Here is a 21,658-nt window from a genome sequence, read left to right as displayed (position 1 = left end):
GTCATGCCCGGGCCTGGCCCGGGCATGACGTCAGAGGGCGGATCACGCGGTCATGATGTAGTCGCGCAGCTCCGCGCTCTCGCGCTCCATCTCCTCGACCCGGTGCTTCACCACGTCGCCGATGGAGATGATGCCGAGAAGCTTGTCCCCGTCCACCACGGGCACATGGCGGAAACGCCCGCGCGTCATGCGCTCCATGATGACGGGAATGGTCTCGTCGACGCCGCAGGTGACCACGGCGCGCGTCATGACCGAGGAGACGGGCGAGGACAGGATGTCCGGCCCCTTCTCCGCGAGAATGCGCACAAGGTCGCGCTCCGAGAGGATGCCTTCGAGCCGGCCGGCCGGCCCCACTGCCACGATGGCGCCGATGCGGTGCTCGGCGAGGCTCTTTAAGGCATCGGTGAGGGACGCTTCGGGGGAGATCGTGATGATGTCCCCGGTCTTCCGCTGCAACAAGACACCAACGGTCATGGCAATATCTCCGCTCCCTTGTGGTTACGGCGACGGCGCGCGGGCCTTTGAGCTCGCCCGCCGGCCGGACCTTTGCCTTTAGGGCAATGATCCCCCCTCAGGGCGCGATCCGCAACCTCGAAATGGAACCGTTCAAGGATTGAGCGAGGCGCTGCGGGCCGCAGGGGGCACGGGATCGAAGAAGGAGAAGAGCAGCAGCCCGGCAAAGAACCCTCCCATATGGGCCTGCCAGGCAATTTCCGAGCCCTCGGTGCCGGGAACGGAAATGCCCACGCCGAACAGGAAGTTGAGGGCCACCCAGACGGCGACGAACACCAGCACCCGCGGCTCCCGGAACGCCCCCAGCAGAGACGCAGCCGGCTGATGATCATCGCGGATCGCGCCGGGAGGGCCGAGCGGGCCGCCCGGCGAGAAAGCGAAGCGGACCGCCGCCGCCATGGCGCCCGAGACCACCGCGGAGGCCCCGATCATGGGCACCATGGCTCCCGGATAGGCCGCAAGATGGGCTGCTGCACCGGCCACAGCCGTCACCACGCAGAACAGGATGAACCGCACAGTCCCGAAGCGGCGCGCCACGGGCGAGGCGAAGGCGAGCATCCAGACCAGATTGACGAGGAGATGGACCCAGTTGCCGTGCAGCAGCGCGTAGCTCACGAAGGTCCAGATGTCCGCCCCGAGCCCGCCGGGCAGGGCAAACTCGGCCGCGCTGTCATAGCGGGCCGGGATGAAGGCGAAGAGGGCGAGGATCTCGATGTTCGCGTCCTCGCTGAGGACAGTGCGCAGAGCCTCGATAGCGATCATGGCTCCCGCCAGGACCGCCACAATTCCGGGAACATTGAAGACCGGTTGCCGAGGTGGCGCGCGGCGGGGATCGAAGGGATCGAGCACGCCCCGCACATAGGCGCCCGGCTCAAGGCAGGCAAGGAGAAAGCCTTTTGCCGGCGGTCAATCTTCCGGAGGGTGTGCTTTCGATGCACTTGCGTGCGCTGCAACACGCATTAACGTTAAGAAGTGGTTGACGGCGCAAATGCGGCGATCCTCGGGCATTATCGAATCGTTAACCGAGACCCGACCGCTGCCATGCCGCTTCCCTTCCGCCTGCTCCTGACCCTCGGCCTGCTCTTTGCGGGCACGGCGGGTGTTGCCGCCGCGGAGACCCACACCGCATCGCTGTCTCCTTCCACGTCGCTTCCGTCCGCGACGCTGCCGGCGCACCTCAACGCCATCGGCGGCACTTCGCCGCCCGTCGGCTATGTGCGCTTCTGCGCCGACAACGGTGCTGACTGCGCCGCCAGCGGCGAGGTTGTCTTCGAGGTTTCGCTGGACAAGGCGCACCTGTCGCAGCTTGAGAAGGTGAACAACACGCTCAATACCGAGATCGAGCCGGTCACCGACCTGGAGCATTTCGGCGAGACGGAACGCTGGACCTATCCCACCGACGGCAAGGGCGATTGCGAGGACTATGTGCTCGCCAAGCGCAAGGCGCTGATCAAGCTCGGCTGGCCCGCCTCGGTCCTGCTCATCACGGTGGTGCGGGACAAGGACGGCGACGGCCATGCTGTGCTCACCGTCGTCACCGACCGGGGCGATCTCATCCTCGACAACCAGGCGAGCGAGATCCTGCCCTGGCAGGACACCGGCTATCGCTACGTGAAGCGCCAGTCCCAGGGCGACCCTGCTTTGTGGGTGGCCCTCGGCGAGACGCGCTCTCCCCCGGTGGTCGGCGGCGGGCGGTGAGCCTGCGTTCGTAAAGCCAGCATTCATAAGAGCAGCCGCCATGCCCGGGCTTGTCCCGGGCATCCACGTTGCTCCGCAGGATACCCGCCAACGGCAAGACGTGGATGGCCGGGACAAGCCCGGCCATGACGGCTGCTCTGCAACGATGATTGCGTCAGTCGATCCGCTTCATTCCGGCGGCGAAGCGCTTCCAGTTCGCCTGATAGCGCAGCGCCGTCTGGCGCAGGCGTTCGGCGGCCTCATCGTCCAGGGTCCGGATCACCTTCGCCGGCGCACCGACGATCAGGGAATTGTCGGGAAACTCCTTGCCCTCGGTGACAAGCGCATTGCTGCCCACAAGGCAGTTCTTGCCGATGCGCGCGCCGTTGAGCACAGTCGCGCCCATGCCGATAAGGCTGTTGTCGCCCACCGTGCAGCCATGCAGGATCGCCATGTGGCCTACGGTGACATTGGTGCCCAGCGTCATGGGGAAGCCGGGATCGGTGTGAAGGACGCAATTCTCCTGGATGTTCGTGCCCTCGCCCACCACGATCGGCTCATTGTCTCCGCGCAGCACGCAGCCGAACCAGATGCTGGCTTCGTCCTTCAGGATGACGCGGCCGATGACGGTGGCGTCAGGCGCGACCCAATAGCGGCCGGAGGCGGGCAGTTCCGGGCTGAGCCCGTCGAGCGAATAAAGCGGCATGTGAACATCCTGCGTTTCCGACATGCTCACTATAACGGCGCACCCGGCCGTGCTAGGCCCTCTGGCGCAATCATCACAAGCAGCCGATGAACCGCCCCACCGATATCGCAGCCCCGCCGCCTCTGCCGCCGGACCTGATGAAGCTGCTCTACGACGGCTACCAGTTCCAGTTGCGCGAGCAGTTCGAGGACGCCGCGCGCTGCTATCGCAAGATCCTCAAGCGCGCGCCGGACAATGCGGACGTGCTGAACCTGCTCGGCATGGTCCGTGCCCGGCAGAACCGGTTCGACGACGCCATCGATCTCTACCGCTCCGCCCTCGCCCGGAAGCCGGGCGACGCCAAGGCCTGGTTCAATCTGGGCCTCGCTTATTCAGCGTTGGAGCGGCATCCCGAGGGCGCGGAGGCCATGGCCCAAGCCCACGCCTTGGACGCCGGCCTTCACGAGGCCGTGGGCATGCTGCTCTCGCTGCGCCGCGCCATCTGCGACTGGCGGGACCATGACCTTCTCATGGAGAGCGTGGCCGCGAGCGGCGATCCCGCCCGTCCGCCGGTCTCGCCCTTCTTCACGCTCTGGCTGGATGATCCGGAGGTTCAGCGCGCCGCCGCACAGCGCGCGGTCGAGAAGAAGGGGCTGGCGCAGGTTTCGCCCACCCGGCACGATCCTGCGGCGCGGCGGCCGGGACCGATCCGCGTCGGCTATGTCTCCGCCGACTTCCGTGACCATCCCACCACCCACCTCATGAGCCGGCTGGTGGAAATCCATGACCGGTCGCGGTTCGAGATCACCGCCTTCTCGCTGGGGCCGGAGGTTGATTCCCCCTATCGCCGCCGCATCGTGGAGGGGGCCGACCGCTTCGTCTCCTGCCCGCGCGACGCCCCTGCCGTGCTCGCCGCCAAAATCCGCGACTGCGGCATCGATATCCTTGTGGACGTCATGGGCCACACGACGGGAAACCGCATGGAGGCGTTCGCCTTCCGCCCCGCGCCCGTGCAGGTGTCCTACCTCGCCTATCCCGGCACGACCGGCGCCGGCTTCATGGACTATGTGATCGCGGACCCGGTGGTGGTGCCCTTCTCCAACGCGCCCTTCTTCACCGAGAGCATCGTGCACCTGCCGGACGCCTACCAGCCCAATGATCCGACCCTGGCGCCAGCCCCGCGCCCCACGCGCACTGAATGCGGACTTCCCGAGGACGGCTTCGTCTTCAGCATGTTCAACAACGTCAACAAGCTGGAACCGGAGACTTTCTCGCTGTTCATGCGCCTGCTCCGCGCCGTGCCGGGCAGCGTGCTCTGGGTGCTGGCGCGGCACACGCAGGCGCAGGACAATCTGCGGCGGGAGGCCGAAGCGCGGGGCGTCGATGGCGCCCGCATCCTGTTCGCCCCGCCGGTTCCCCTTGAGCAGCATCTTGCCCGCCTGCCGCTCGCCGACCTGTTCCTCGACACCTTTCCCTATACCGCGCACACCACCGCCAGCGATGCGCTCCGCATGGGCCTGCCTTTGATCACCCGCCGCGGCCGCACCTTCGCATCGCGCGTGGCGGCGAGCCTGCTGCACCAGGTGGGGCTCGGCGAATGCGTGGCAGCGACGCCGGAAGAGTTCGAGGCCCTCGCTCTGGGCCTTGCCGGCGATGCCGCGCTCCTCGCCGCCATCCGGGATCGCCTTGGGGAAAGTCTGTCCTCGCCGCTTTTCGATATCGCACGCTACACGCGCCATCTCGAAAGCGCCTATGAGCGCATGATGGAGCGCTGGCTGAGCGGAACGGCGCCCGCGCCCTTCGCGGTGCCCATCCTCGAAGGATAGGCCCTCAGCCGCTTTTCTCGTTCGCCTTCACCGCGGCAGAACGCGCAGGCCGTCGGGAAGAGGAAGGACGTTTGGCCGGCTTGGCTGCCGCAAGCCGGCCAGCAGGCTTTATCACGTTCGGAGCCGCCGCCCCGGCCGCTTTCCCCGCGCCGTTCTGATCCGGGTCGCAGATCTCGCCGATGCTGCGGTCCGGCGACAGCATCTCCGCCCCCTCCCCGACCTCGGCCCGCGCCAGATCCGCAAGGCGGGCATAGTCGGCGCGCAGCCGGTCCAGCATCGCCTCGTCCAGATCCTCCAGGTCCAGGAGGGCATTGCGGGGCCCTTCCGTGCGCGCGATCAGCTCGTCCAGCTTGATCTGGAGCGCCGCCGTGTCGCGGTTCTGGCTGTTCTGGATCAGGAACACCATGAGGAAGGTGATGATGGTGGTGGAGGTGTTGATGATGAGCTGCCACGTGTCGTCGAAGCCGAACAGCGGCCCCGTCGCGCCCCAGATCACGATCACCACCATGGCGCCGAAGAAGGTCACCGGCTTGCCGGCATAGCGCGCGACCTGCTGGGAAAAACGCGTGAAGAAAGGGCGCGGAGCCGGACCCTGCGCCCCTGATGGCACGTGCTGCTCTGAATTGGACATGTGTTCACTCCCACGTGGGAAGGGAACGTGTGGCCGCGCTCGAGGTTCCTACAGCCGAGCTCCATTGGAGAGGCCGCCATGACCGTCGCGATGATCCTCCTGCCCCTGTTCGTCCAGGTGGCGCTGACTTTCGCCCTCCTGTTCATCCTCGGCCCGTTGCGCGCGCGCGCCGTCGCGACGGGCGAGGCGGGGCCCGACGTGGCGCTCGACCGGGAGGCCTACCCGCCGCCCTGCCGCAAGGTCGCGAATGCCTTCCACAACCAGTTCGAGCTGCCGGTTCTGTTCTATGTGCTCACCGCGCTCGCTTTGTTCACGCGGAAGGCGGACCTGATCTTCGTCATCCTCGCCTGGGTGTTCGTCCTCTCGCGCATCATCCATGCCGTCATCCACGCCACCTCCAACGACATGCGCCTGCGCTTTCCGGCCTATGCGCTGGGTGCGATCATCCTTGCGCTCATGTGGGTGCTGTTCGCCCTGGCGATCCTCCTCAACATTTGAGGTCACCATTGACACGGCGCGCCCCGCATCCGAGGAGTGCGCCGCAATGCTTCAGGTGACGCGCCATGGATGATCCACGCCGCCACGTCCGCGCCGTGGGCGGGCACGATGTCCTTTTCGTCATGGCGACGGCGCAGGAATATGGGCCGCATCTCAAGCGCCATATCGAGCCGCTGATCACCGGCGTCGGCCCCGTCGAGGCGGCGGCCGCGACCTCTGCCGCCTTGGCCCATCTCAGCCATCACGGCGCGGCGCCGGACCTTGTCTTCACCCTCGGCTCGGCGGGCTCGCGCCTGCTGGAGCATGCGGAAGTGTACCAGGTGGCCAGCGTCTCCTATCGCGACATGGACGCATCCGTGCTGGGCTTCGAGAAGGGGCGCACGCCCTTCCTCGACCATCCGGCGGTCATCCCCCTGCCCCATCGCATCGCCGGCATCCCCGCCGCTTCCCTCTCCACCGGCGGGGCGATCATTTCCGGCGCCGCCTATGACGCCATCGCCGATGAGATGGTGGACATGGAATCCTTCGCCGTGCTGCGCGCCGCGCACCGCTTCGGCGTGGAGATGATGGGCCTGCGCGGCATCACGGATGGCCGCACCGAATTGTCCCGCTATGAGGACTGGGCCGACTATCTCCACCTTATCGACGAGAAGCTTGCCGCGGCGCTCGACGCCTTCGCCACCCAGGTGGAAGACGGCACCCTTACCTTTGCGAGGTCCGCACCGTGACGCCTTCCGCGCGCCTCTCCGCCGCCATCGAGGTTCTGACCGACCTTGCCGCCCGCCGCCGGCCCGCCGGCGACAGCCTGAAGGATTGGGGCCTCTCCCACCGCTTCGCCGGCTCCGGCGACCGCGCCGCCATTGCCGGCCTCATCTTCGATACCCTGCGCCGCCGCGCCTCGTCAGCTTACGTGATGGGCGCCGACGAGCCCCGCGCTTTGGTGCTGGGCATGCTGGCGGTGATGCGCAATCTCGACCTCGCCGCCATCGAGCGCCTCGCGGACGGTTCGCGCTTTGCGCCCGCGCCCCTCAGCGAAGACGAGCGCACGCGCCTCGCCGATCCCAGCCTGGAGAAGGCCGCGCCCTGGGTGAAGGGCGACTATTCCCAGTGGCTCGACCCCCATCTCAACCGCACCTTCGGCGAGGAGCGGGTGGAGGAAGGCCGCGCGCTGGCCGCCCGCGCGCCCCTGGACCTGCGGGTGAACACCCTCGCGGCGACGCCGGAGGCCACGCTTCAGGATCTCGCCCATCTCTCCCCCGAGCCGGGCCGCTGGTCGCCGCTCACCATGCGCATCCTGCTGGATGCCGAGGGCAAGGCCCCGCCCCTCACCTCCGAGACCGCCTTCGTGAAAGGCGCGGTGGAGGTGCAGGACGAGGGCTCGCAGATCGCGGCCATCCTCGCCGCCCCCATCCCCGGCTCGCAGGTGCTGGACCTGTGTGCCGGCGCCGGCGGCAAGACGCTGGAGCTTGCCGCCCTCATGGACAATAAGGGCCAACTCTACGCGCACGATTCCGACATCCGCCGGCTGAAGCCCATTCATGAGCGCCTGCAGCGCGCCCATGTGCGCAACGTCCAGGTGCGCGCCCCGCGCGGCGCGGCGGACGTGCTGGAAGACCTCGAAGGCCGCATGGACCTCGTTCTCGTCGACGCGCCCTGCACCGGCACCGGCACGTGGCGACGCAACCCCGATGCCAAATGGCGCGTGCGCCCCGGCGCGCTCGCCGAGCGCACCGCCGACCAGGCGAAGATCCTCGACGACGCCGCCCGCTTCGTACGGCCCGGCGGGCGGATCGCCTATGTCACCTGCTCCTTGCTGGACGATGAGAACGGCGCCCAGATCCGGGGCTTCCTGGAGCGGCATGGCGATTTCGCCGTGGTGCCGGCGGTGGAAACCGTTCTGGCGCTGGGCAGCCGGGGGCTGGAACTGAAGGCGGCGGCGCTGGAAAGCCCGGAGGGGCTGCTCATGACCCCACGCCGCACCGGGACGGACGGGTTCTTCGTCAGCGTGCTGAAGCGCGCAGCCTGATACCGCGCGATGGAACGGTTTCCACCTCAAGCGCGTCCATAGCGCGAGGGGCTTGCGGCCCCGCGCGAAGGACACATGCCATGTTCATCATCCGCCTCCTCGTTCTGCTGATCATCGCCGTCGGCGGCTATTGGGCCTATTACGTTTTCGCCGCCAGCTCGCCCTATGACCAGATCGGCGTCGCCATCAATTCGCATCTGCCCAACGAGGCCCGCGCCTATGGCTGCGCCGAGCTGAAGAAACGCCACGCCAGCGCCCAGGCGGCCCCGGAAGGGTGCGAGGGCTACTGGACGGCCATCTGAAACCGGCCCTGTTCCGCCTGCATAAGAGGTCTGCGCCTTTTGGCGCAGGCCTTGCTTTTGGAATCGGCGCTTTGCCGTTAAAGGAGGGGCCACCGCCCTTCCGGAAGCCGCGCCATGCAAGATACCGTCCTCATCATCGATTTCGGCAGCCAGGTGACGCAGCTCATCGCGCGTCGCGTGCGCGAGGAGGGCGTCTATTCCGAAGTGGTGCCGTTCCAGAAGGCGGATGAGGCCTTCCAGCGTATCAAGCCGAAGGCTGTCATCCTCTCCGGCGGTCCGGCCTCGGTGCCGGACGGCGATAGCCCCCGCGCCCCGCAGGCCGTGTTCGAGGCCGGCATTCCCGTGCTCGGCATCTGCTACGGCCAGATGACCATGGCCGAGCAGCTCGGCGGCTCGGTTGAGAGCGGCCATCACCGCGAGTTCGGCCGCGCCACCCTCAATGTGCAGCAGCCCTCCGCTTTGTTCGACGGCGTGTGGCAGCAGGGCGAAGGCCATACCGTGTGGATGAGCCATGGCGACCGCATCACCGCCCTGCCCCCCGGCTTCGAGGTGAAGGGCACTTCGGCCAATGCCCCCTTCGCCATTATCGAGGATGAGGCCCGACGCTTCTACGGCCTCATGTTCCACCCCGAAGTGGTGCACACCCCGGACGGCGCGCGGCTGCTCTCCAACTTCGTGCGCAAGGTGGCGCGGCTCGAAGGCGCCTGGACCATGGGCGCCTTCAAGGACGCCGCCATCGAGAAGATCCGCGCCCAGGTGGGCAAGGGCCGGGTCATCTGCGGGCTCTCGGGCGGCGTCGATTCGGCGGTGGCCGCTGTGCTGATCCATGAGGCCATCGGCGACCAGCTCACCTGCGTGTTCGTCGACCATGGCCTGATGCGGCTCGGCGAGGCGGAGCAGGTGGTTTCCCTGTTCCGCAACACCTACAACATCCCCCTGGTCCATGCGGATGCCTCCGAGCTCTTCCTGAAGGAGCTTGAGGGCGTCTCGGACCCCGAGGCCAAGCGCAAGACCATCGGCCGCCTCTTCATCGACGTGTTCGATGCGGAAGCGAAGAAGGTGGGCGGCGCCGATTTCCTCGCCCAGGGCACGCTCTATCCCGACGTGATCGAGAGCGTCTCCTTCACCGGCGGCCCCTCGGTGACCATCAAGAGCCACCACAATGTGGGCGGTCTTCCCGAGCGCATGAACATGAAGCTCGTGGAGCCCCTGCGCGACCTCTTCAAGGACGAGGTGCGCGCGCTCGGCCGCGAACTGGGCCTGCCCGAGAGCTTCGTCGGCCGCCACCCCTTCCCCGGCCCGGGCCTCGCCATCCGCTGCCCCGGCGAGATCACCCGCGAGAAGCTGGACATCCTGCGCCAAGCGGACGCCATCTATCTCGAGGAAATCCGCGCCGCCGGCCTCTATGACGTGATCTGGCAGGCCTTCGCCGTGCTCCTCCCCGTGCGGACCGTGGGCGTGATGGGCGACGGCCGCACCTATGACAGCGTCCTCGCCTTGCGCGCCGTCACCTCCGTGGACGGCATGACGGCCGATTTCTACCCCTTCGACATGAACTTCCTCGGCCGCGCGGCAACCCGCATCATCAACGAGGTGCGGGGGATCAACCGGGTGGTTTACGACGTGACGAGCAAGCCGCCGGGGACGATCGAGTGGGAGTGAGGGATGCAAACGGCGGCAATAGCGTGGTTTCGGCAGCGTATCTGCGGTCGAACAATGGGCCTTTCACTCTAGTTTCTACTCGATACGGCAAGGATACGCCGCCCGAGGATACTCGTTCGGACGTTCACCTATGGTAATTGGCAGAGAGAACAATTGCCGCGGGCGATATGGCCTTGCGACTAGTTCGCGGCAGTCTTGCCCTGCCTTGCCAGGTAGATCATTTGGGCCGTCAGGCCGAGTACGAGAATAACCAAGAGTCCCCCCTGAGCGCCGAGAAGCAGCGGCGATTTCAAGTCGGTAACCAGGGGATGGCCGTCCGGAACACGGCGCAGGATCTCGCTAACGGTCGGCACCATCAAAAGAAACGCAGTCAGGCTCAGACAGATGGTTTCAATGTATCTGGCTATGCGCGCTGAACCCAGAACGCGTTCGATCCCGTAACCTGCAAGCAAGAGCAGGATGGTCAGGGTGCCGATGCCGTAGCTGACTGGCTGATGTGCCACGAGGAAGACCGTTGTGGCGCCAATAAGCATGGAAACAAAATAGATGGCGCCCAGCGTGGATCGGGGAACGATTCGACCATGACGGGCAAACATATAAAAGGCCACGGGAATGGCTGGCAGGCTACCGAGTGTATGGATCCAGCCAAGCTGAGAAATTCCGAACATGAGAGATTGCCTTTCTCATCCAAAGGGACGGGGTGATCGAGCAGCAGACTGCCGCTGACAAACTCACGAGCAGCGCTATCTATCTACTAGTCGGTAGTCCGCCAGGTCATGCGTCCACCTCCCTGGCGAAGTCCCAATTTTAGGCGGCGATGCGCTCCAGCAAGGGATGGGTGATTGTGCGAAAAGCCGTGGCATCACCGTAGGCGCGCGCTGACAGCATCGCGCCATGCACGGTGGCCATGAACATTTCAGCGTTGGCCTTGGCGGTCCCGGTCAGCGCAAAGCGACCTTGTGCAGCGCCACGCTCCAAGACGGAGGTGAGCCAGTCCGAGAGCCTTCGAAAATGCGCGCGCACTTCAAGAACGACTGCTTCCGGAAGAACCGGCATCTCACTGGCGAGCAAGGCACAGACGCAGAAGGGGTGGGTCGCGCCAGCGATACATCCCTCCCAATAGGCGACATAAGCGCGAAGTTGCTCAAGCGGATCGGAGACATTTCGTTCCAGTTCGGCGATCCCGGCTTCAGCTTCCTCCCGATACTGTACAACCAGTTTGCGGACCAGATCTGATTTGCTGGGAAAATGGTGGTGAATACTCGCATTGCGAATACCGACCACACTGGAAATATCGGCATAACTAAAACTGTTGTAGCCGCCCCTGATAATGAGGGAGCGCGCACAGCGAAGAATGTCATCAGCCTTGGTCTGCAAGCTTCCCATGAGACTACTTACCAACTAGTAGGAAGGATGTCAATTCCAGGCGGTCTTGCCGTTAGCGTTCCTGCCATGAGTGTGGCAACGCTCCCGGCAAAGTGCTGTGCTTACAGCTAAAATGGACGATGACGGTACTTTCAGCAGAATTCGAGCCAAAACTGTTGAACGAAATCGGAAGCAACGATCCTGTGCTCCGAGGACGGAGCACAGTTTGCGGCCATGGCCGGATGTGGTCGGCTCAGAACGTAATGGTGTCGGTCTTGGTGAGGGTCACGCGGGGGGCGATGACCGGGGCGTTCACCAGGTTCCAGACGGTGTACTGCTCGGCATAGGGCGTTTCCGAGGAGAGGCCGTCCACGGGAACGACGACGGAAAAGCCCCGCAGCGCCGCCGCCGTGGCAGTGGTGAGCACCGCGCCGTGGGCGGCGGTGCCGACGACGATGACGGTCTTGATGCCCTTTTCGCGCAGGATCTTGTCGAGATCGGTGCCGAGGAACTTGTCGGTGCCTGATGTCACCGTCGGCTCGGAGCCGAGCGGAGCCACGTCCTTGAGCACGTCGGCCGCGGTGCTGTTGGCCACGAGGCTGTAGACGACCGGCACGCCGGCAGCGCGGGCCTTTTCCAGCAGCGCCTGGACGGGCGCCACCGTGGGCAGGCAGCGCGGCCGGCGCTGCTCGTTGCAGCCCTGGCGCACCAGATCGAGCACCAGCAATGCCGTGGTCTTGGGATCCGCGGTCACGGGCTTCACCTCCGGCGGCGGGGGCGCCTTGACGCTCGTCCACTCGTCCACGACGGAAGCCGCGCCGGCTGGCGCGCCCATCAGCAGCGAAACACCGACGCAGACGGCAAAACCAAAGCGGGCGGAGGCGAGCCGGTGCAACATGTTGGGTCTTGCTCCTGAGGATACGTGCTCGGTCCGGTCCGCCGCTGACACACCGCAGTTCCATGCCTCGCAGGCGGGCGAACGGGTGTTCCGAAGGGTCGGCCAACCCGCACTCTAGACCATTCAATGCGGATCTGAACTCATCACGCCGGGACTGCGGTGCGAGATCCATCACAAGATGCGGAGCGCACGCTGGCTGCGGACACCGACCTTCGGGAACATTGCCTTCACAGAGGTGCGGACAGTCTCACGGGAGATTGCGCTGGCCACCCAGATGAAGAAGCCCACCGCGAGTGCTTGCGGCGGGCTTCGGGACGGCCGTGCGCGGCCCAATATTCCTTTGCGGCATCCACCTTATTTGTCGAAGATCATAGACATACGGTAGTGTACGTTTCACGGGACAAAAAACATAAGTATGCCAGGAGGATCCCGTGAAACGCATCTTCAGGCTGGCCTTGGCTGCAATGACGGCCGCCGCCGTGCTCGCCCCCGAAGCACGTGCAGACGAGGTCCGGGGAGCGGGTTCGACATTTGCCTATCCGATCATATGGAAGTGGTCGCAGGCATTCCGGGAGAAGACGGGCCATACGGTCAGCTATCAGTCCGTCGGCTCATCCGCGGGCATCAAGGCCATCAAGGACGGAGCGGCCGATTTCGGCGCCACCGATAAGCCCCTTCAACCGGCGGAGCTCGCGAAGCTCGGCCTTGGCCAGTTCCCCATCGTGTTCGGCGGGGTCGTCCCGGTCCTCAACGTGGAGGGCATCGCGCCCGGCCAGATGAAGTTCACCGGGGACTTGCTGGCCGACATTTTCATGGGGAAGATTACCAAGTGGAATGATCCTGCCATCAAGGCCATCAATCCGGACCTGACCTTCCCTGACGCGAAAATCGCCGTCGTTCATCGGTCTGATGGCTCCGGAACGACCTTCAACTGGACCTCCTTCCTGTCAAAGGCGAGCCCGGAATGGAAACAGCGGATCGGTGAGGGCAATGCAGTCGACTGGCCCGTCGGCTCCGGCGCACGGGGCAACGAAGGCATGGCAACCGACGTGAAGCGGATCAGGAATGCGATCGGCTATGTCGAGTTCACGTATGTCGTGCAGGTGAAGCTGACATACGGCCTCGTTCAGAACCGGGCGGGTAAGTTCATCGCGCCGAGCGCGGCTTCGTTCCAGGCGGCGGCCGCGAGCGTCGACTGGACGGTGACCGAGGATTTCGCGGTCGTCATCACCGATTCTCCGGCTGAGGACGCCTATCCGATCACCGCCTCCACGTTCGTGCTGATGTACAAGGAGCCAAAGGCACCCGGCACCAGCCGGACGGCGTTCGACTTCTGGAAATTCTCGCTCGGAGAAGGCGAGAAGCACGCTTCCGAACTCGGGTACGTTCCCTTGCCGCCCGCACTGGTGGAACAGGTCAAGGCGTACTGGGCCCGAACCTTCAAGGGCGGTGCCTAGGACCCTCGCCGCCACGGAGCGGGGGCTCCGTCCTCACGCGCCCTGGGTGTTCACATAAAGCGCGTAGAGCGATTGGCTCGCCGCCATGAACAGGCGGTTGCGGTTGCGGCCGCCGAAGCAGAGGTTGGCGCAGCGCTCCGGCAGGCGGATGCGGCCGATGGGCAGGCCGTCGGGCGAGAACACCATGACCCCGTCCAGTTCGTCGCTGCCCATGCCCCAGCCGCACCAGAGATTGCCGTCCACGTCGCAGCGCAGCCCGTCGGGCGTGCCGGGCCCGGCATCCACCACCACCCGGCGGTTTTCCAGCCGCACGCCATCCGCCACGTCGTAGGCGACGATGAGCCGGTTCGGCTGGGCTCGGGATTCCACGAGATAGAGCGTGCGCTCGTCCGGCGAGAAGCACAGGCCGTTGGGGCCCGGCACGTGGCCCGCCACCACCCGGAGGTCGCCGGCGGCGGGATCGAGCCGGTAGACGTTCTGCGGCAGCGCCGGCCGCGCCGGGTCGCCCTCATACCAGCCGGAAATCCCAAACGGCGGGTCGGTGAACCAGACCGAGCCGTCGGACCTCACCACCACGTCATTGGGCGAATTGAGCGGCTTGCCCTCGAAGCTGTCGGCCAGCACCGTGAGGGAGCCGTCATATTCCGTGCGGGTCACGCGCCGCCCGCCATGCTCGCAGGTCACGAGCCGGCCCTGGCGGTCGCGGGTGTTGCCGTTGGCGAAGGCGGAGGGCTTGCGGAACACGCTCACCGCCCCCGTCTCCTCCTCCCATTTCAGGATGCGGTTGTTGGGGATGTCGCTCCACAGGAGGTAGCGCCCATCCCCGAACCAGACCGGCCCTTCGGCCCAGCGGTAGCCGGTCGCAAGCCGCTCCACCGCCGCGCTGTAGATGCGGTACTTCGTGAAGCTTTCATCGAGGATCTCGATGGCGGGATCGGGATAGCGTTCGCTCGGCTGCCACATGGAAGGGTCTCGGTGGGGAACTCAAGCCTGCTTCAAACCCTGCAGAAATTCAAACGTATGCTGCGCGCAGATGTCCGCCTTGGCGAAGGCCAGGCCCTGGCTGGCGCTGTCCACCACGATGAGGCGGGCGTCGGGCGTGTGATCCACCCAGAACTGCGCCTCCGACAAAGGCAGCTTCACGGTGCGCGAGGCGGCGATGAAGAGCAGCGGCACCTTCACGCCGGCCAGCAGTTCCTCGTCCACATTGATGGTCGGCACGAGCTGGGCGGACCATTCCTCCCAGATGCGGCGGGGGGTGCTCGCCCATTCCTCGGCGTACCAGGTACGGCCCTCCTCAGACACCTCGTCGGGCGCGAGCCGGCTCGTCTCGGTCTTGCGGATATAGTCCACCAGGGTCGGCGCGCTGGTGATGGCCTCCGTCATGGAGGCGGCGCCCGCCGACATCTCCTTCGCCATCACGCCCTTCACCCCGAGATTGGACGAACAGCAGGTGATGCTCTTCAGGCGGTCGGGATACCAGTTGGCGAAATAGGGCATGACCATGCCGCCCATGGATTCGCCGACGAAATGCGCCGCCTTGGTGCCGGTGGCGTCGAGGAAGTCCACGAGGTCGCGGTGATACTGCTCAAGGCTCCATTTGAAGCCGGGCGGCGGGGCATCGGACTTCCCGCAGGCGCGCAGGTCCGGGATCAGCACGCGGTAGTGGCGCGCCAGCGCCGGCACCCAGGCGAACCAGAAATTGCTGTCGCGCACATAGCCGTGCAGCAGCACCACGGTCTCGGGCGTGGTCCACGGATCGGCGAAGCAATAATCGTGATAGTGCAGGACGGCCCCGTCGGAGAGGGTGGCGTGAGGCATCAGAGTTCACCTTTGTCGGGGTCGTAGAGAAGCCCGGAGGACATGAAGCCGCCGTCCACGTTGAGCACGTGGCCGGTGATGAAGCTGGCATCGTCGGACACCAGGAAAAGGACTGCCGCGGCGATCTCCTCAGGGGTCGCATAGCGCTTGATGGGCATGCGGTTGAGGAAGGCGGCGCGCTGCTCGGGGGAGTGCGCGGTGCGCGCCACCTGGGTCGGGCCGGGGGCGACGGCGTTCACCAGGATGCCGTGCTCCGCCAGCTCCGCCGCCATGGTCTGGGTCAGGTTGATGATGGCGGCCTTGGAGGCGCCATAGGCCGCGCGGCCGATGCCGCCCTGCTGGCCGGAAACCGAGGTCAGGTTGACGATGCGCCCGCCGCCTGCCGCCGCCATGGCGCGCCCCGCCGCCTGCCCGCACAGCACCGTGCCCACGAGATTGATGCGCAGGATGCGCTCAAACTTGTCGATGGGCATGGCGAGGAAGGCCATGCGGTCGGTGATGCCGGCATTGCTGACCTGGACGTCGATGCGGCCGAACTCATGAAGCACCCGCTCATAGGTGCCGGCCACCGCCGCCTCATTGCCCACATCCATGGCATAGGCGCGGGCCCGGCCGCCGGCGGCGGCGATGAGGCCGGCCGTCTCCTCCGCCGCCGGCCCGTTAATGTCGGTGGCGGCGACCGCGGCCCCCTCCTCCGCGAGCCGCAGCGCCACCGCCCGGCCGATGCCGGCGCCGGCGCCGGTCACAACTGCTGTTCGCCCGTCGAGGGACATGGGTCGCGTCACGCTGCCTCCGTTCCAGGTCTGGCGGGGCGCCCAGCGCGCCCCGCCGAAGGGGTCATTGCGCCGTGATGCCGGCGTCCTTGATGATCTTGGTCCATTTCGTCAGATCGGCCTTGATCAGCGCCGCGAACTGGTCCGGCGGCATGGCCTTCTCGTCGATGCCGGCGGCCTGGAGCGCGCTCTTCAGCTTCTCGGTGGCGAGCACCTTGGAGAGGGCATTGCTGAGGATCTTGACCACGTCCGGCGGCGTGCCGGCGGGCGCCCACATGCCGTACCAGGTGGAATAGACATAGTCCGGCAGCCCGCTCTCGGCGATGGTCGGCACGTTCGGCATGGCCGAGAACCGCTCGGGGGTGGAGACGCCGAGGATCTTCAGCTTGCCGCTATTGACGAACGGCACCAGCGACCCCGCCGTCTCGATCATGAACTGCACCTCCCCGCCCATGGTGCCGGTCAAGGCCGGGCCGCCGCCTTTATAGGGCACATGGGTGGTCTTGACGCCCGCAACGATGTTGAAGAGTTCTGGCGCGAGATGGCTCGATGTGCCAACGCCCGCGGAGCCGAAATTCAGTGCGCCCGGCTTCGACTTTGCGAGCGCGATGAATTCCTGGACATTGTTGACCGGCAGAGACGGCGTCACCACGAGGGCACTCGGCGCGATGCCGATGAGGCCGACGGGGGAGAAGTCCTTCAGGACGTCGTAGGGCAGCGAGGCATAGAGCGCCGGCCCGTAGACCATGCCGATATGGAACACCATGAGGGTGTAGCCGTCCGGCGGGGACTTCGCGACATTGTCCGCGCCGATAACGCCCCCTGCCCCACCGCGATTGTCGACGATGACCGGCTTGCCCAGTTCCTCGGACAAGGCGCTCGCCACCAGGCGGCCGACCACGTCGGTGGTGCCGCCGGGCGGGAACGGCACCACGAGCCTTACGGTGCGCGCCGGATAGTCCGCCGCCGATGCCGCGGACAGGCCCGCCAGCGATGTTCCCGCCAGTGCCGCGCCGGCGCCCAGAGCCAGCAGGCCGCGTCGTGTCACGTCCATGTTTCCCTCCGTTGGTTCCGTTTCCTCCGGCAGGCACCTTCTGCGGGTGCCCTCTCCGGCCGGGCGCATGCCCGATTGCCCATGCCCACCGTTCAGCCCGCCGCCTGTTTCCGGCGGTACGCGGTGGAGATCTAAATGACGAAAGGCGATCAGCCTTTACGCGACGCGCACTTCAAGCTGGCGGACGTTGCCGCCGGCTATCCTGTCAGGTCCTGTCCGGGGATGCGGCCGCGCGTCGGCCTGCCGGCGGCAGGCAGAAGTCGAAGTCGCATCCCTGGTCGGCCTGGGTGATGTGGTTCTGGAACAGCCAGGCATAGCCGCGCTCGGCGCCAGCCGGCGCCGGTGGCGCGGTCCAAACGGCGCGGCGTGCGGCAAGCTCCGCCTCGTCCACCAGAAGGTCGATGCGGCGCGCATCGGCATCGAGCCGGATGCGGTCGCCGGTGCGCACCAGCGCCAAGGGACCGCCCACGGCGGCCTCGGGCGCGATGTGCAGCACGATGGTGCCGAACGCGGTGCCGCTCATGCGCGCGTCCGAGATCCGCACCATGTCCTTCACTCCCGCCCGGGCGAGCTTGCGCGGGATCGGGATATAGCCCGCCTCGGGCATGCCCGGGGCGCCCTTCGGGCCGGCATTGCGCAGCACGAGCACGTCGTCGGCGGAGACGTCGAGGGCGTCGTCGTCGAGGCGGCGCGCCATGTCCTCCAGCCCGTCGAACACCACTGCCCTGCCCTCGTGCTTCAAGAGGCGCTCGGTGGAGGCGGACCTTTTGATGAGCGCGCCGGAGGGGGCGAGGTTGCCCCGGAGCACGGCGAGCCCGCCGCCGGTGGCGATGGGATTGTCGCGGGTGCGGATCACGGTCTGCGGAAAGTCCTCCGCCTCCGCCGCGATCTCCGCCAGCGTCCGGCCGCTGACGCCCCGCGCCGTCATGTCGAGATTGGGAGCGAGCTCGCGGATCAGCCGCCGCATGCCCCCTGACCAGTGGAAGTGCTCCATGTAGTGGTCGCCGGAGGGCTTGAGGTCCACGAGCACGGGCACCTCTTTGCCCAGCGCGTCGAAATCGTCCATGTCGAGGGTGATGCCGAGCCGCCCGGCCACTGCCGTGAAATGGATGAGCCCGTTGGTGGAACCGCCGATGGCCTGGAGCACGGTGAGGGCATTGCGGAACGCGGCGGGGGTCATCACCTCGCTCGGCTTCGGCCCCCCCTCCTTCGCGAGGCGCGCTGCCGCGCTGCCGGCGGCCTCCGCATTGCGCAGCCGGTCCGCATGGGTCGCGGGCGCGGTGGCGCTCCCCGGCAACGCTATGCCGATGGCCTCGGTCATGCAGGCGATGGTGCTCGCGGTGCCCATCACCATGCAGGTGCCGACGGAGGGGGCGAGGCGCTCGTTCACTTCCTCGATCTCCGTATCGGAGAGGTTGCCGGCCCGGTACCCCGCCCAGAGGCGGCGGCAATCGGTGCAGGCGCCCAGCACCTCCCCCTTGTAATGGCCGACCACCATGGGGCCGGTGGGCAGCACCACGGCGGGCAGATCGACGCTCGCCGCCGCCATGAGCTGGGCCGGAATGTTCTTGTCGCATCCGCCGATCAGCACGACGCTGTCCATGGGCTGGGCGCGGATCAGCTCCTCGGTGTCGAGCGCCAGGAGATTGCGCAGGAACATGGAGGTGGGGTGGGCGAAGGCCTCATGGATGGAGATGGTGGGAAATTCCATCGGCAGCCCGCCCGCCAGCATGACCCCGCGCTTCACCGCCTCGATGAGCTGGGGCACGTTGCCGTGGCAGGGGTTGAAGTCGCTATAGGTGTTGGTGATGCCGACGATGGGGCGGCCGAGCGCGTCGTCGGAGAGGCCCATGGCCTTGATGAAGGCCTTGCGCAGGAATTGCGAGAATCCCGCGTCGCCATAATTGGGCAGGCCCTTCTTCATCCCCTTGGTCACGACATCTCCCCCGGATTTTCTCTGTTGGAACCAGCCCGCCGCACGGCGGGCCGGTACGTCGATCTCAGCCCTTCTTGGAGGCTTCGTAGCGGGCCTTGGTCTCGGCATTCATGGGGTAGAGGCCGGGCAGCGCGGCGCCGTTCATCACCTCGTTCATGATCCACGCCTCCATGCGCTCCTGCTCGGGCGCCTCGGCGAGCACCTGATCCAGCAGCGCCTGGGGGATCACCACCGCGCCGTCATTGTCCACCACGATCACATCGTCCGGGAACACCGCGACACCGCCGCAGGCGATGGGCTCCTGCCAGGCGACGAAGGTGAGGCCGGCGACGGAGGGTGGGGCCGCCGCGCCCTGGCAGAAGATGGGAAGGCCGGTGTCGAGGCAGCCTTCGAGGTCGCGCAGCACGCCGTCGGTGACCAAAGCGGTCACTTTGCGCTGCTGCATGCGGGCGCACAGGATATCGCCGAAGATGCCCGCGTCCGTGGTGCCCATGGCGTCCGCCACCGCGATTGCGCCTTCCGGCATGGCCTCGATGGCCGCGCGGGTGGAGATGGGCGAGGCCCAGGAGGCCGGGGTCGCGAGGTCCTCGCGGGCCGGCACGAAGCGCAAGGTGAAGGCGGGGCCGACGAGCCGCCCCTGGCCCGGCTTCAGCGGGTGGGTGCCGCGCAGCCACACATTCCTCAAGCCCTTCTTGAGCAGGATGGTGGTGAGGGTGGCCGTCGAAATGCCGCGCAGCGTCTCAATGGCGGTCGGGTCCAGCGACATGGGTCTCTCTTCTCTCAGATGCTCTGGATAAGCCCGCCATCGATGCGGATGACGGAGCCGGTGACATAGGAAGCGGGGACGGAAGCAAGGAAGGCGACCACGTCGGCATATTCCTGCGGGTCGCCATAACGCCCCACCGGGATGGAGGACTGGCTGTCGGCGGCGATCTCCGCCACCTCCCGCCCCTCGCGCTTCGCCCGCTGCTCATCAAGGAAGGTGATGCGCGGCGTGCCGATGCGGCCGGGCAGCACGATGTTGGCGGTGATGCCGTCGCGGCCCACCTCGCGGGCCAAGGTCTTCGACCAGCCCACCAGCGTCAGCCGCAGGGCGTTGGACACGCCGAGATTGGGGATCGGCGCCACCACGCCGGAGGAGGTGGAGGTGATGATGCGGCCCCACTTCCTCTGCCGCATGCCGGGCAGGACCCGGTCGGTGAGGACGAAGACCGAGAGCACCATGGACTGGAAATGCTTGCTCCACAGCTCCGGTGACTGGCCGGAGGCCGGGGTGGGCGGCGGGCCGCCAGTATTGTTGACGAGCACGTCCACCGGGCCGAGTTCCGCCTCGATGCGGGCGATGGAGGGCTCGATCAGGGACAGGTCGCCGAGATCCCAGCCGAGGGCGATGGCCTTGCCCCCGGCACCAGCGATGGCTTCAGCGGTGCGTCCGGCAGCGGCGGCATCGATGTCGGCGGCGGCGACCATGGCACCCTCGCGCGCCAATGTGCGGGCGATGGCGCCCCCGAGGCCGCCCCCTGCGCCCAGCACCAGAGCCGTCTTACCGGCAAGACCAAGATCCATGTCGACATCCCCTTCCACAGCCAAGACTGGCGCACGGCGAGGGGATATAAAATCTACCTAAATGTTCCTTCACGAGTTACAAAATCTATCGATGGACACGCGCTTCCTGCAAAGCTTCGTCTCGGTTGCGGACCACGGCTCCCTGGCCGAGGCCGCGCGCCGGCTCAACCTGACACCGGCCGCCGTGGCACAGCGCATCCGGGCGCTGGAGGCCGAGCTGGGCACCCCGCTCATCGGCCGCTCGGGGCGCATGGTGCGGCCGACCGAGGCGGGCGCCGCCATTCTGGAGCGGGCGCGGGCGCTGCTGCGGGAGGTGCGCGCGCTGACATTCGTCGCGGAGGGCTCGGCGCTGGCGGGCGAGCTGCGCATCGGCGCCATCGCCACGGCCCTCACCGGATTCATCCCCGACATCATGCGGGAGATGACGACGCGCCACCCCGCGCTGGAGATCTATATCGAGCCGGGAACCAGCGTCGAACTCTACCAGATGGTGATGGATGGCGAGCTGGATGCGGCGATCCTGATCCAGCCGAACTTCGCGCTGCCCAAGACCTGCGTCTTCACCGTGCTGCGCGAGGAGCCGCTGATCGTCATCGCGCCGCAATCGGCCTCAAGCCGCGACCCCATCGCGCTCCTCTCCACCGAGCCCTTCATCCGCTATGACCGGAAGCATTGGGGCGGGCGGCTCGCGGACGATTATCTGCGGCGCCGGAAGCTCCAGCCCGCCGAGCGGTTCGAGCTCGATGCGCTCGACGCCATCGCGGTGATGGTGGATCGCGGGCTCGGCGTTTCCCTCGTGCCGGACTGGTCACCGCCCTGGCCGGAAAAGCTGTCTTTGCTCAAGATCCCCGTCCCCGGCCCGGCGCCGGTGCGACGCGTGGGCCTTCTGTGGAAGGCGGCGTCACCCCGGATCGCCGGGGTCAACGCGCTCGTGGCCGCGAGCAAGGCGGCGACGTGACCTTGGATAA

The 21,658-nt window shown here is 66.8% G+C and carries 23 protein-coding genes; 9 read left to right on the top strand and 14 right to left on the bottom strand.

Annotated elements, in window-relative coordinates; translation table 11 throughout:
- Positions 1 to 42: 42 nt before the first annotated feature.
- Both ABLE91_RS04945 and ABLE91_RS04940 read right to left on the bottom strand, forming a co-directional pair.
- Positions 43 to 474 (bottom strand): CBS domain-containing protein, encoded by a 432-nt coding sequence (locus ABLE91_RS04945; protein ID WP_348928947.1) that lies wholly within the window; start codon positions 472 to 474, stop codon positions 43 to 45.
- Between the two features lie 132 nt (positions 475 to 606).
- Positions 607 to 1,275, bottom strand: coding sequence for a rhomboid family intramembrane serine protease (locus ABLE91_RS04940; RefSeq protein WP_348928945.1), 669 nt, complete (start codon positions 1,273 to 1,275; stop codon positions 607 to 609).
- 279 nt (positions 1,276 to 1,554) lie between these two features.
- Here ABLE91_RS04940 and ABLE91_RS04935 point away from each other — a divergent pair, with 279 nt between their 5' ends.
- Positions 1,555 to 2,211 carry a transglutaminase-like cysteine peptidase gene (locus ABLE91_RS04935; protein WP_348928943.1) on the top strand — a complete coding sequence of 219 codons (657 nt, stop codon included), beginning with the start codon at positions 1,555 to 1,557 and terminating at the stop codon, positions 2,209 to 2,211.
- Positions 2,212 to 2,365: 154 nt separating this feature from the next.
- Here ABLE91_RS04935 and ABLE91_RS04930 read toward each other — a convergent pair whose 3' ends face one another.
- Positions 2,366 to 2,896 (bottom strand): gamma carbonic anhydrase family protein, encoded by a 531-nt coding sequence (locus ABLE91_RS04930; RefSeq protein WP_348928941.1) that lies wholly within the window; start codon positions 2,894 to 2,896, stop codon positions 2,366 to 2,368.
- 86 nt (positions 2,897 to 2,982) lie between these two features.
- On the opposite strand from ABLE91_RS04930, the gene ABLE91_RS04925 reads away from it, so the two are divergent.
- On the top strand, positions 2,983 to 4,701 hold the full coding sequence (locus ABLE91_RS04925; RefSeq protein WP_348928940.1) for an O-linked N-acetylglucosamine transferase, SPINDLY family protein: 1,719 nt from the start codon (positions 2,983 to 2,985) through the stop codon (positions 4,699 to 4,701).
- Between the two features lie 4 nt (positions 4,702 to 4,705).
- Here the strand turns inward: ABLE91_RS04925 and ABLE91_RS04920 are convergent, their stop codons facing one another.
- Complete coding sequence (locus tag ABLE91_RS04920; protein WP_348928938.1) at positions 4,706 to 5,332, bottom strand: low affinity iron permease family protein; 627 nt, start codon at positions 5,330 to 5,332, stop codon at positions 4,706 to 4,708.
- Between the two features lie 78 nt (positions 5,333 to 5,410).
- On the opposite strand from ABLE91_RS04920, the gene ABLE91_RS04915 reads away from it, so the two are divergent.
- The 5 genes from ABLE91_RS04915 to guaA all read left to right on the top strand — a co-directional run bounded on the left by ABLE91_RS04915 (position 5,411) and on the right by guaA (position 9,820).
- Positions 5,411 to 5,830 carry an MAPEG family protein gene (locus ABLE91_RS04915; protein ID WP_348928936.1) on the top strand — a complete coding sequence of 140 codons (420 nt, stop codon included), beginning with the start codon at positions 5,411 to 5,413 and terminating at the stop codon, positions 5,828 to 5,830.
- A 65-nt stretch (positions 5,831 to 5,895) separates the two neighbouring features.
- Complete coding sequence (locus tag ABLE91_RS04910) at positions 5,896 to 6,558, top strand: 5'-methylthioadenosine/S-adenosylhomocysteine nucleosidase (protein ID WP_348928934.1); 663 nt, start codon at positions 5,896 to 5,898, stop codon at positions 6,556 to 6,558.
- On the top strand, positions 6,555 to 7,856 hold the full coding sequence (locus ABLE91_RS04905) for an RsmB/NOP family class I SAM-dependent RNA methyltransferase (protein ID WP_348928932.1): 1,302 nt from the start codon (positions 6,555 to 6,557) through the stop codon (positions 7,854 to 7,856). The genes ABLE91_RS04910 and ABLE91_RS04905 overlap by 4 nt, the downstream gene beginning before the upstream one ends.
- A gap of 80 nt (positions 7,857 to 7,936) precedes the next feature.
- Positions 7,937 to 8,158 (top strand): hypothetical protein, encoded by a 222-nt coding sequence (locus ABLE91_RS04900; protein ID WP_348928931.1) that lies wholly within the window; start codon positions 7,937 to 7,939, stop codon positions 8,156 to 8,158.
- Between the two features lie 114 nt (positions 8,159 to 8,272).
- Positions 8,273 to 9,820, top strand: a complete 1,548-nt coding sequence (gene guaA, locus ABLE91_RS04895) for a glutamine-hydrolyzing GMP synthase (protein ID WP_348928929.1) — start codon at positions 8,273 to 8,275, stop codon at positions 9,818 to 9,820.
- 179 nt (positions 9,821 to 9,999) lie between these two features.
- On the opposite strand, the gene ABLE91_RS04890 is transcribed toward guaA, so the two are convergent.
- The 3 genes from ABLE91_RS04890 to ABLE91_RS04880 all read right to left on the bottom strand — a co-directional run bounded on the left by ABLE91_RS04890 (position 10,000) and on the right by ABLE91_RS04880 (position 12,083).
- Positions 10,000 to 10,488, bottom strand: coding sequence for a hypothetical protein (locus ABLE91_RS04890; RefSeq protein ID WP_348928928.1), 489 nt, complete (start codon positions 10,486 to 10,488; stop codon positions 10,000 to 10,002).
- 139 nt (positions 10,489 to 10,627) lie between these two features.
- Complete coding sequence (locus ABLE91_RS04885; protein WP_348928926.1) at positions 10,628 to 11,206, bottom strand: TetR/AcrR family transcriptional regulator; 579 nt, start codon at positions 11,204 to 11,206, stop codon at positions 10,628 to 10,630.
- Between the two features lie 232 nt (positions 11,207 to 11,438).
- Positions 11,439 to 12,083: an isochorismatase family protein gene (locus tag ABLE91_RS04880; RefSeq protein ID WP_348928924.1), complete on the bottom strand. Its 645-nt coding sequence runs from the start codon at positions 12,081 to 12,083 to the stop codon at positions 11,439 to 11,441.
- Positions 12,084 to 12,523: 440 nt separating this feature from the next.
- On the opposite strand from ABLE91_RS04880, the gene pstS reads away from it, so the two are divergent.
- Positions 12,524 to 13,540, top strand: coding sequence for a phosphate ABC transporter substrate-binding protein PstS (gene pstS, locus ABLE91_RS04875; RefSeq protein WP_510181910.1), 1,017 nt, complete (start codon positions 12,524 to 12,526; stop codon positions 13,538 to 13,540).
- A 33-nt stretch (positions 13,541 to 13,573) separates the two neighbouring features.
- Here the strand turns inward: pstS and ABLE91_RS04870 are convergent, their stop codons facing one another.
- From ABLE91_RS04870 to ABLE91_RS04840, 7 genes are all read right to left on the bottom strand, one after another.
- Positions 13,574 to 14,503: an SMP-30/gluconolactonase/LRE family protein gene (locus ABLE91_RS04870; protein WP_348928922.1), complete on the bottom strand. Its 930-nt coding sequence runs from the start codon at positions 14,501 to 14,503 to the stop codon at positions 13,574 to 13,576.
- A gap of 21 nt (positions 14,504 to 14,524) precedes the next feature.
- Positions 14,525 to 15,361 (bottom strand): alpha/beta fold hydrolase, encoded by an 837-nt coding sequence (locus tag ABLE91_RS04865; protein WP_348928920.1) that lies wholly within the window; start codon positions 15,359 to 15,361, stop codon positions 14,525 to 14,527.
- The gene (locus tag ABLE91_RS04860) at positions 15,361 to 16,146 is read right to left on the bottom strand and encodes an SDR family NAD(P)-dependent oxidoreductase (RefSeq protein ID WP_348928918.1); all 786 of its coding nucleotides are present in this window, start codon (positions 16,144 to 16,146) and stop codon (positions 15,361 to 15,363) included. The genes ABLE91_RS04865 and ABLE91_RS04860 overlap by 1 nt, the downstream gene beginning before the upstream one ends.
- Before the next feature lie 52 nt (positions 16,147 to 16,198).
- The gene (locus ABLE91_RS04855; protein ID WP_348928917.1) at positions 16,199 to 17,188 is read right to left on the bottom strand and encodes a Bug family tripartite tricarboxylate transporter substrate binding protein; all 990 of its coding nucleotides are present in this window, start codon (positions 17,186 to 17,188) and stop codon (positions 16,199 to 16,201) included.
- A 205-nt stretch (positions 17,189 to 17,393) separates the two neighbouring features.
- Entirely contained in the window at positions 17,394 to 19,124 is a 1,731-nt protein-coding gene (locus ABLE91_RS04850; protein ID WP_348928916.1) for an IlvD/Edd family dehydratase, read from the bottom strand.
- 64 nt (positions 19,125 to 19,188) lie between these two features.
- On the bottom strand, positions 19,189 to 19,890 hold the full coding sequence (locus ABLE91_RS04845; RefSeq protein WP_348928420.1) for a ribonuclease activity regulator RraA: 702 nt from the start codon (positions 19,888 to 19,890) through the stop codon (positions 19,189 to 19,191).
- Between the two features lie 14 nt (positions 19,891 to 19,904).
- Positions 19,905 to 20,690, bottom strand: coding sequence for an SDR family oxidoreductase (locus ABLE91_RS04840; RefSeq protein WP_348928914.1), 786 nt, complete (start codon positions 20,688 to 20,690; stop codon positions 19,905 to 19,907).
- Positions 20,691 to 20,781: 91 nt separating this feature from the next.
- On the opposite strand from ABLE91_RS04840, the gene ABLE91_RS04835 reads away from it, so the two are divergent.
- Entirely contained in the window at positions 20,782 to 21,648 is an 867-nt protein-coding gene (locus ABLE91_RS04835; protein ID WP_348928913.1) for a LysR family transcriptional regulator, read from the top strand.
- Positions 21,649 to 21,658: the final 10 nt, after the last annotated feature.

The organism is Aquabacter albus (genome assembly GCF_040049275.1).
In the GTDB taxonomy this organism is placed as follows: Bacteria; Pseudomonadota; Alphaproteobacteria; order Rhizobiales; family Xanthobacteraceae; genus Aquabacter.
Note: the sequence above shows the minus strand (reverse complement) of the source record. Positions and strands in the feature narration are given on the sequence as shown.

What these genes read in the sequence shown, in the direction of transcription:
- ABLE91_RS04945 (WP_348928947.1), bottom strand. Translation starts at nt 474, where the DNA reads ATGACCGTTGGTGTCTTGTTGCAGCGGAAGACCGGGGACATCATCACG.
- ABLE91_RS04940 (WP_348928945.1), bottom strand. Translation starts at nt 1,275, where the DNA reads ATGATCGCTATCGAGGCTCTGCGCACTGTCCTCAGCGAGGACGCGAAC.
- ABLE91_RS04935 (WP_348928943.1), top strand. Translation starts at nt 1,555, where the DNA reads ATGCCGCTTCCCTTCCGCCTGCTCCTGACCCTCGGCCTGCTCTTTGCG.
- ABLE91_RS04930 (WP_348928941.1), bottom strand. Translation starts at nt 2,896, where the DNA reads ATGCCGCTTTATTCGCTCGACGGGCTCAGCCCGGAACTGCCCGCCTCC.
- ABLE91_RS04925 (WP_348928940.1), top strand. Translation starts at nt 2,983, where the DNA reads ATGAACCGCCCCACCGATATCGCAGCCCCGCCGCCTCTGCCGCCGGAC.
- ABLE91_RS04920 (WP_348928938.1), bottom strand. Translation starts at nt 5,332, where the DNA reads ATGTCCAATTCAGAGCAGCACGTGCCATCAGGGGCGCAGGGTCCGGCT.
- ABLE91_RS04915 (WP_348928936.1), top strand. Translation starts at nt 5,411, where the DNA reads ATGACCGTCGCGATGATCCTCCTGCCCCTGTTCGTCCAGGTGGCGCTG.
- ABLE91_RS04910 (WP_348928934.1), top strand. Translation starts at nt 5,896, where the DNA reads ATGGATGATCCACGCCGCCACGTCCGCGCCGTGGGCGGGCACGATGTC.
- ABLE91_RS04900 (WP_348928931.1), top strand. Translation starts at nt 7,937, where the DNA reads ATGTTCATCATCCGCCTCCTCGTTCTGCTGATCATCGCCGTCGGCGGC.
- guaA (WP_348928929.1), top strand. Translation starts at nt 8,273, where the DNA reads ATGCAAGATACCGTCCTCATCATCGATTTCGGCAGCCAGGTGACGCAG.
- ABLE91_RS04890 (WP_348928928.1), bottom strand. Translation starts at nt 10,488, where the DNA reads ATGTTCGGAATTTCTCAGCTTGGCTGGATCCATACACTCGGTAGCCTG.
- ABLE91_RS04885 (WP_348928926.1), bottom strand. Translation starts at nt 11,206, where the DNA reads ATGGGAAGCTTGCAGACCAAGGCTGATGACATTCTTCGCTGTGCGCGC.
- ABLE91_RS04880 (WP_348928924.1), bottom strand. Translation starts at nt 12,083, where the DNA reads ATGTTGCACCGGCTCGCCTCCGCCCGCTTTGGTTTTGCCGTCTGCGTC.
- ABLE91_RS04870 (WP_348928922.1), bottom strand. Translation starts at nt 14,503, where the DNA reads ATGTGGCAGCCGAGCGAACGCTATCCCGATCCCGCCATCGAGATCCTC.
- ABLE91_RS04865 (WP_348928920.1), bottom strand. Translation starts at nt 15,361, where the DNA reads ATGCCTCACGCCACCCTCTCCGACGGGGCCGTCCTGCACTATCACGAT.
- ABLE91_RS04855 (WP_348928917.1), bottom strand. Translation starts at nt 17,188, where the DNA reads ATGGACGTGACACGACGCGGCCTGCTGGCTCTGGGCGCCGGCGCGGCA.
- ABLE91_RS04845 (WP_348928420.1), bottom strand. Translation starts at nt 19,890, where the DNA reads ATGTCGCTGGACCCGACCGCCATTGAGACGCTGCGCGGCATTTCGACG.
- ABLE91_RS04840 (WP_348928914.1), bottom strand. Translation starts at nt 20,690, where the DNA reads ATGGATCTTGGTCTTGCCGGTAAGACGGCTCTGGTGCTGGGCGCAGGG.
- ABLE91_RS04835 (WP_348928913.1), top strand. Translation starts at nt 20,782, where the DNA reads ATGGACACGCGCTTCCTGCAAAGCTTCGTCTCGGTTGCGGACCACGGC.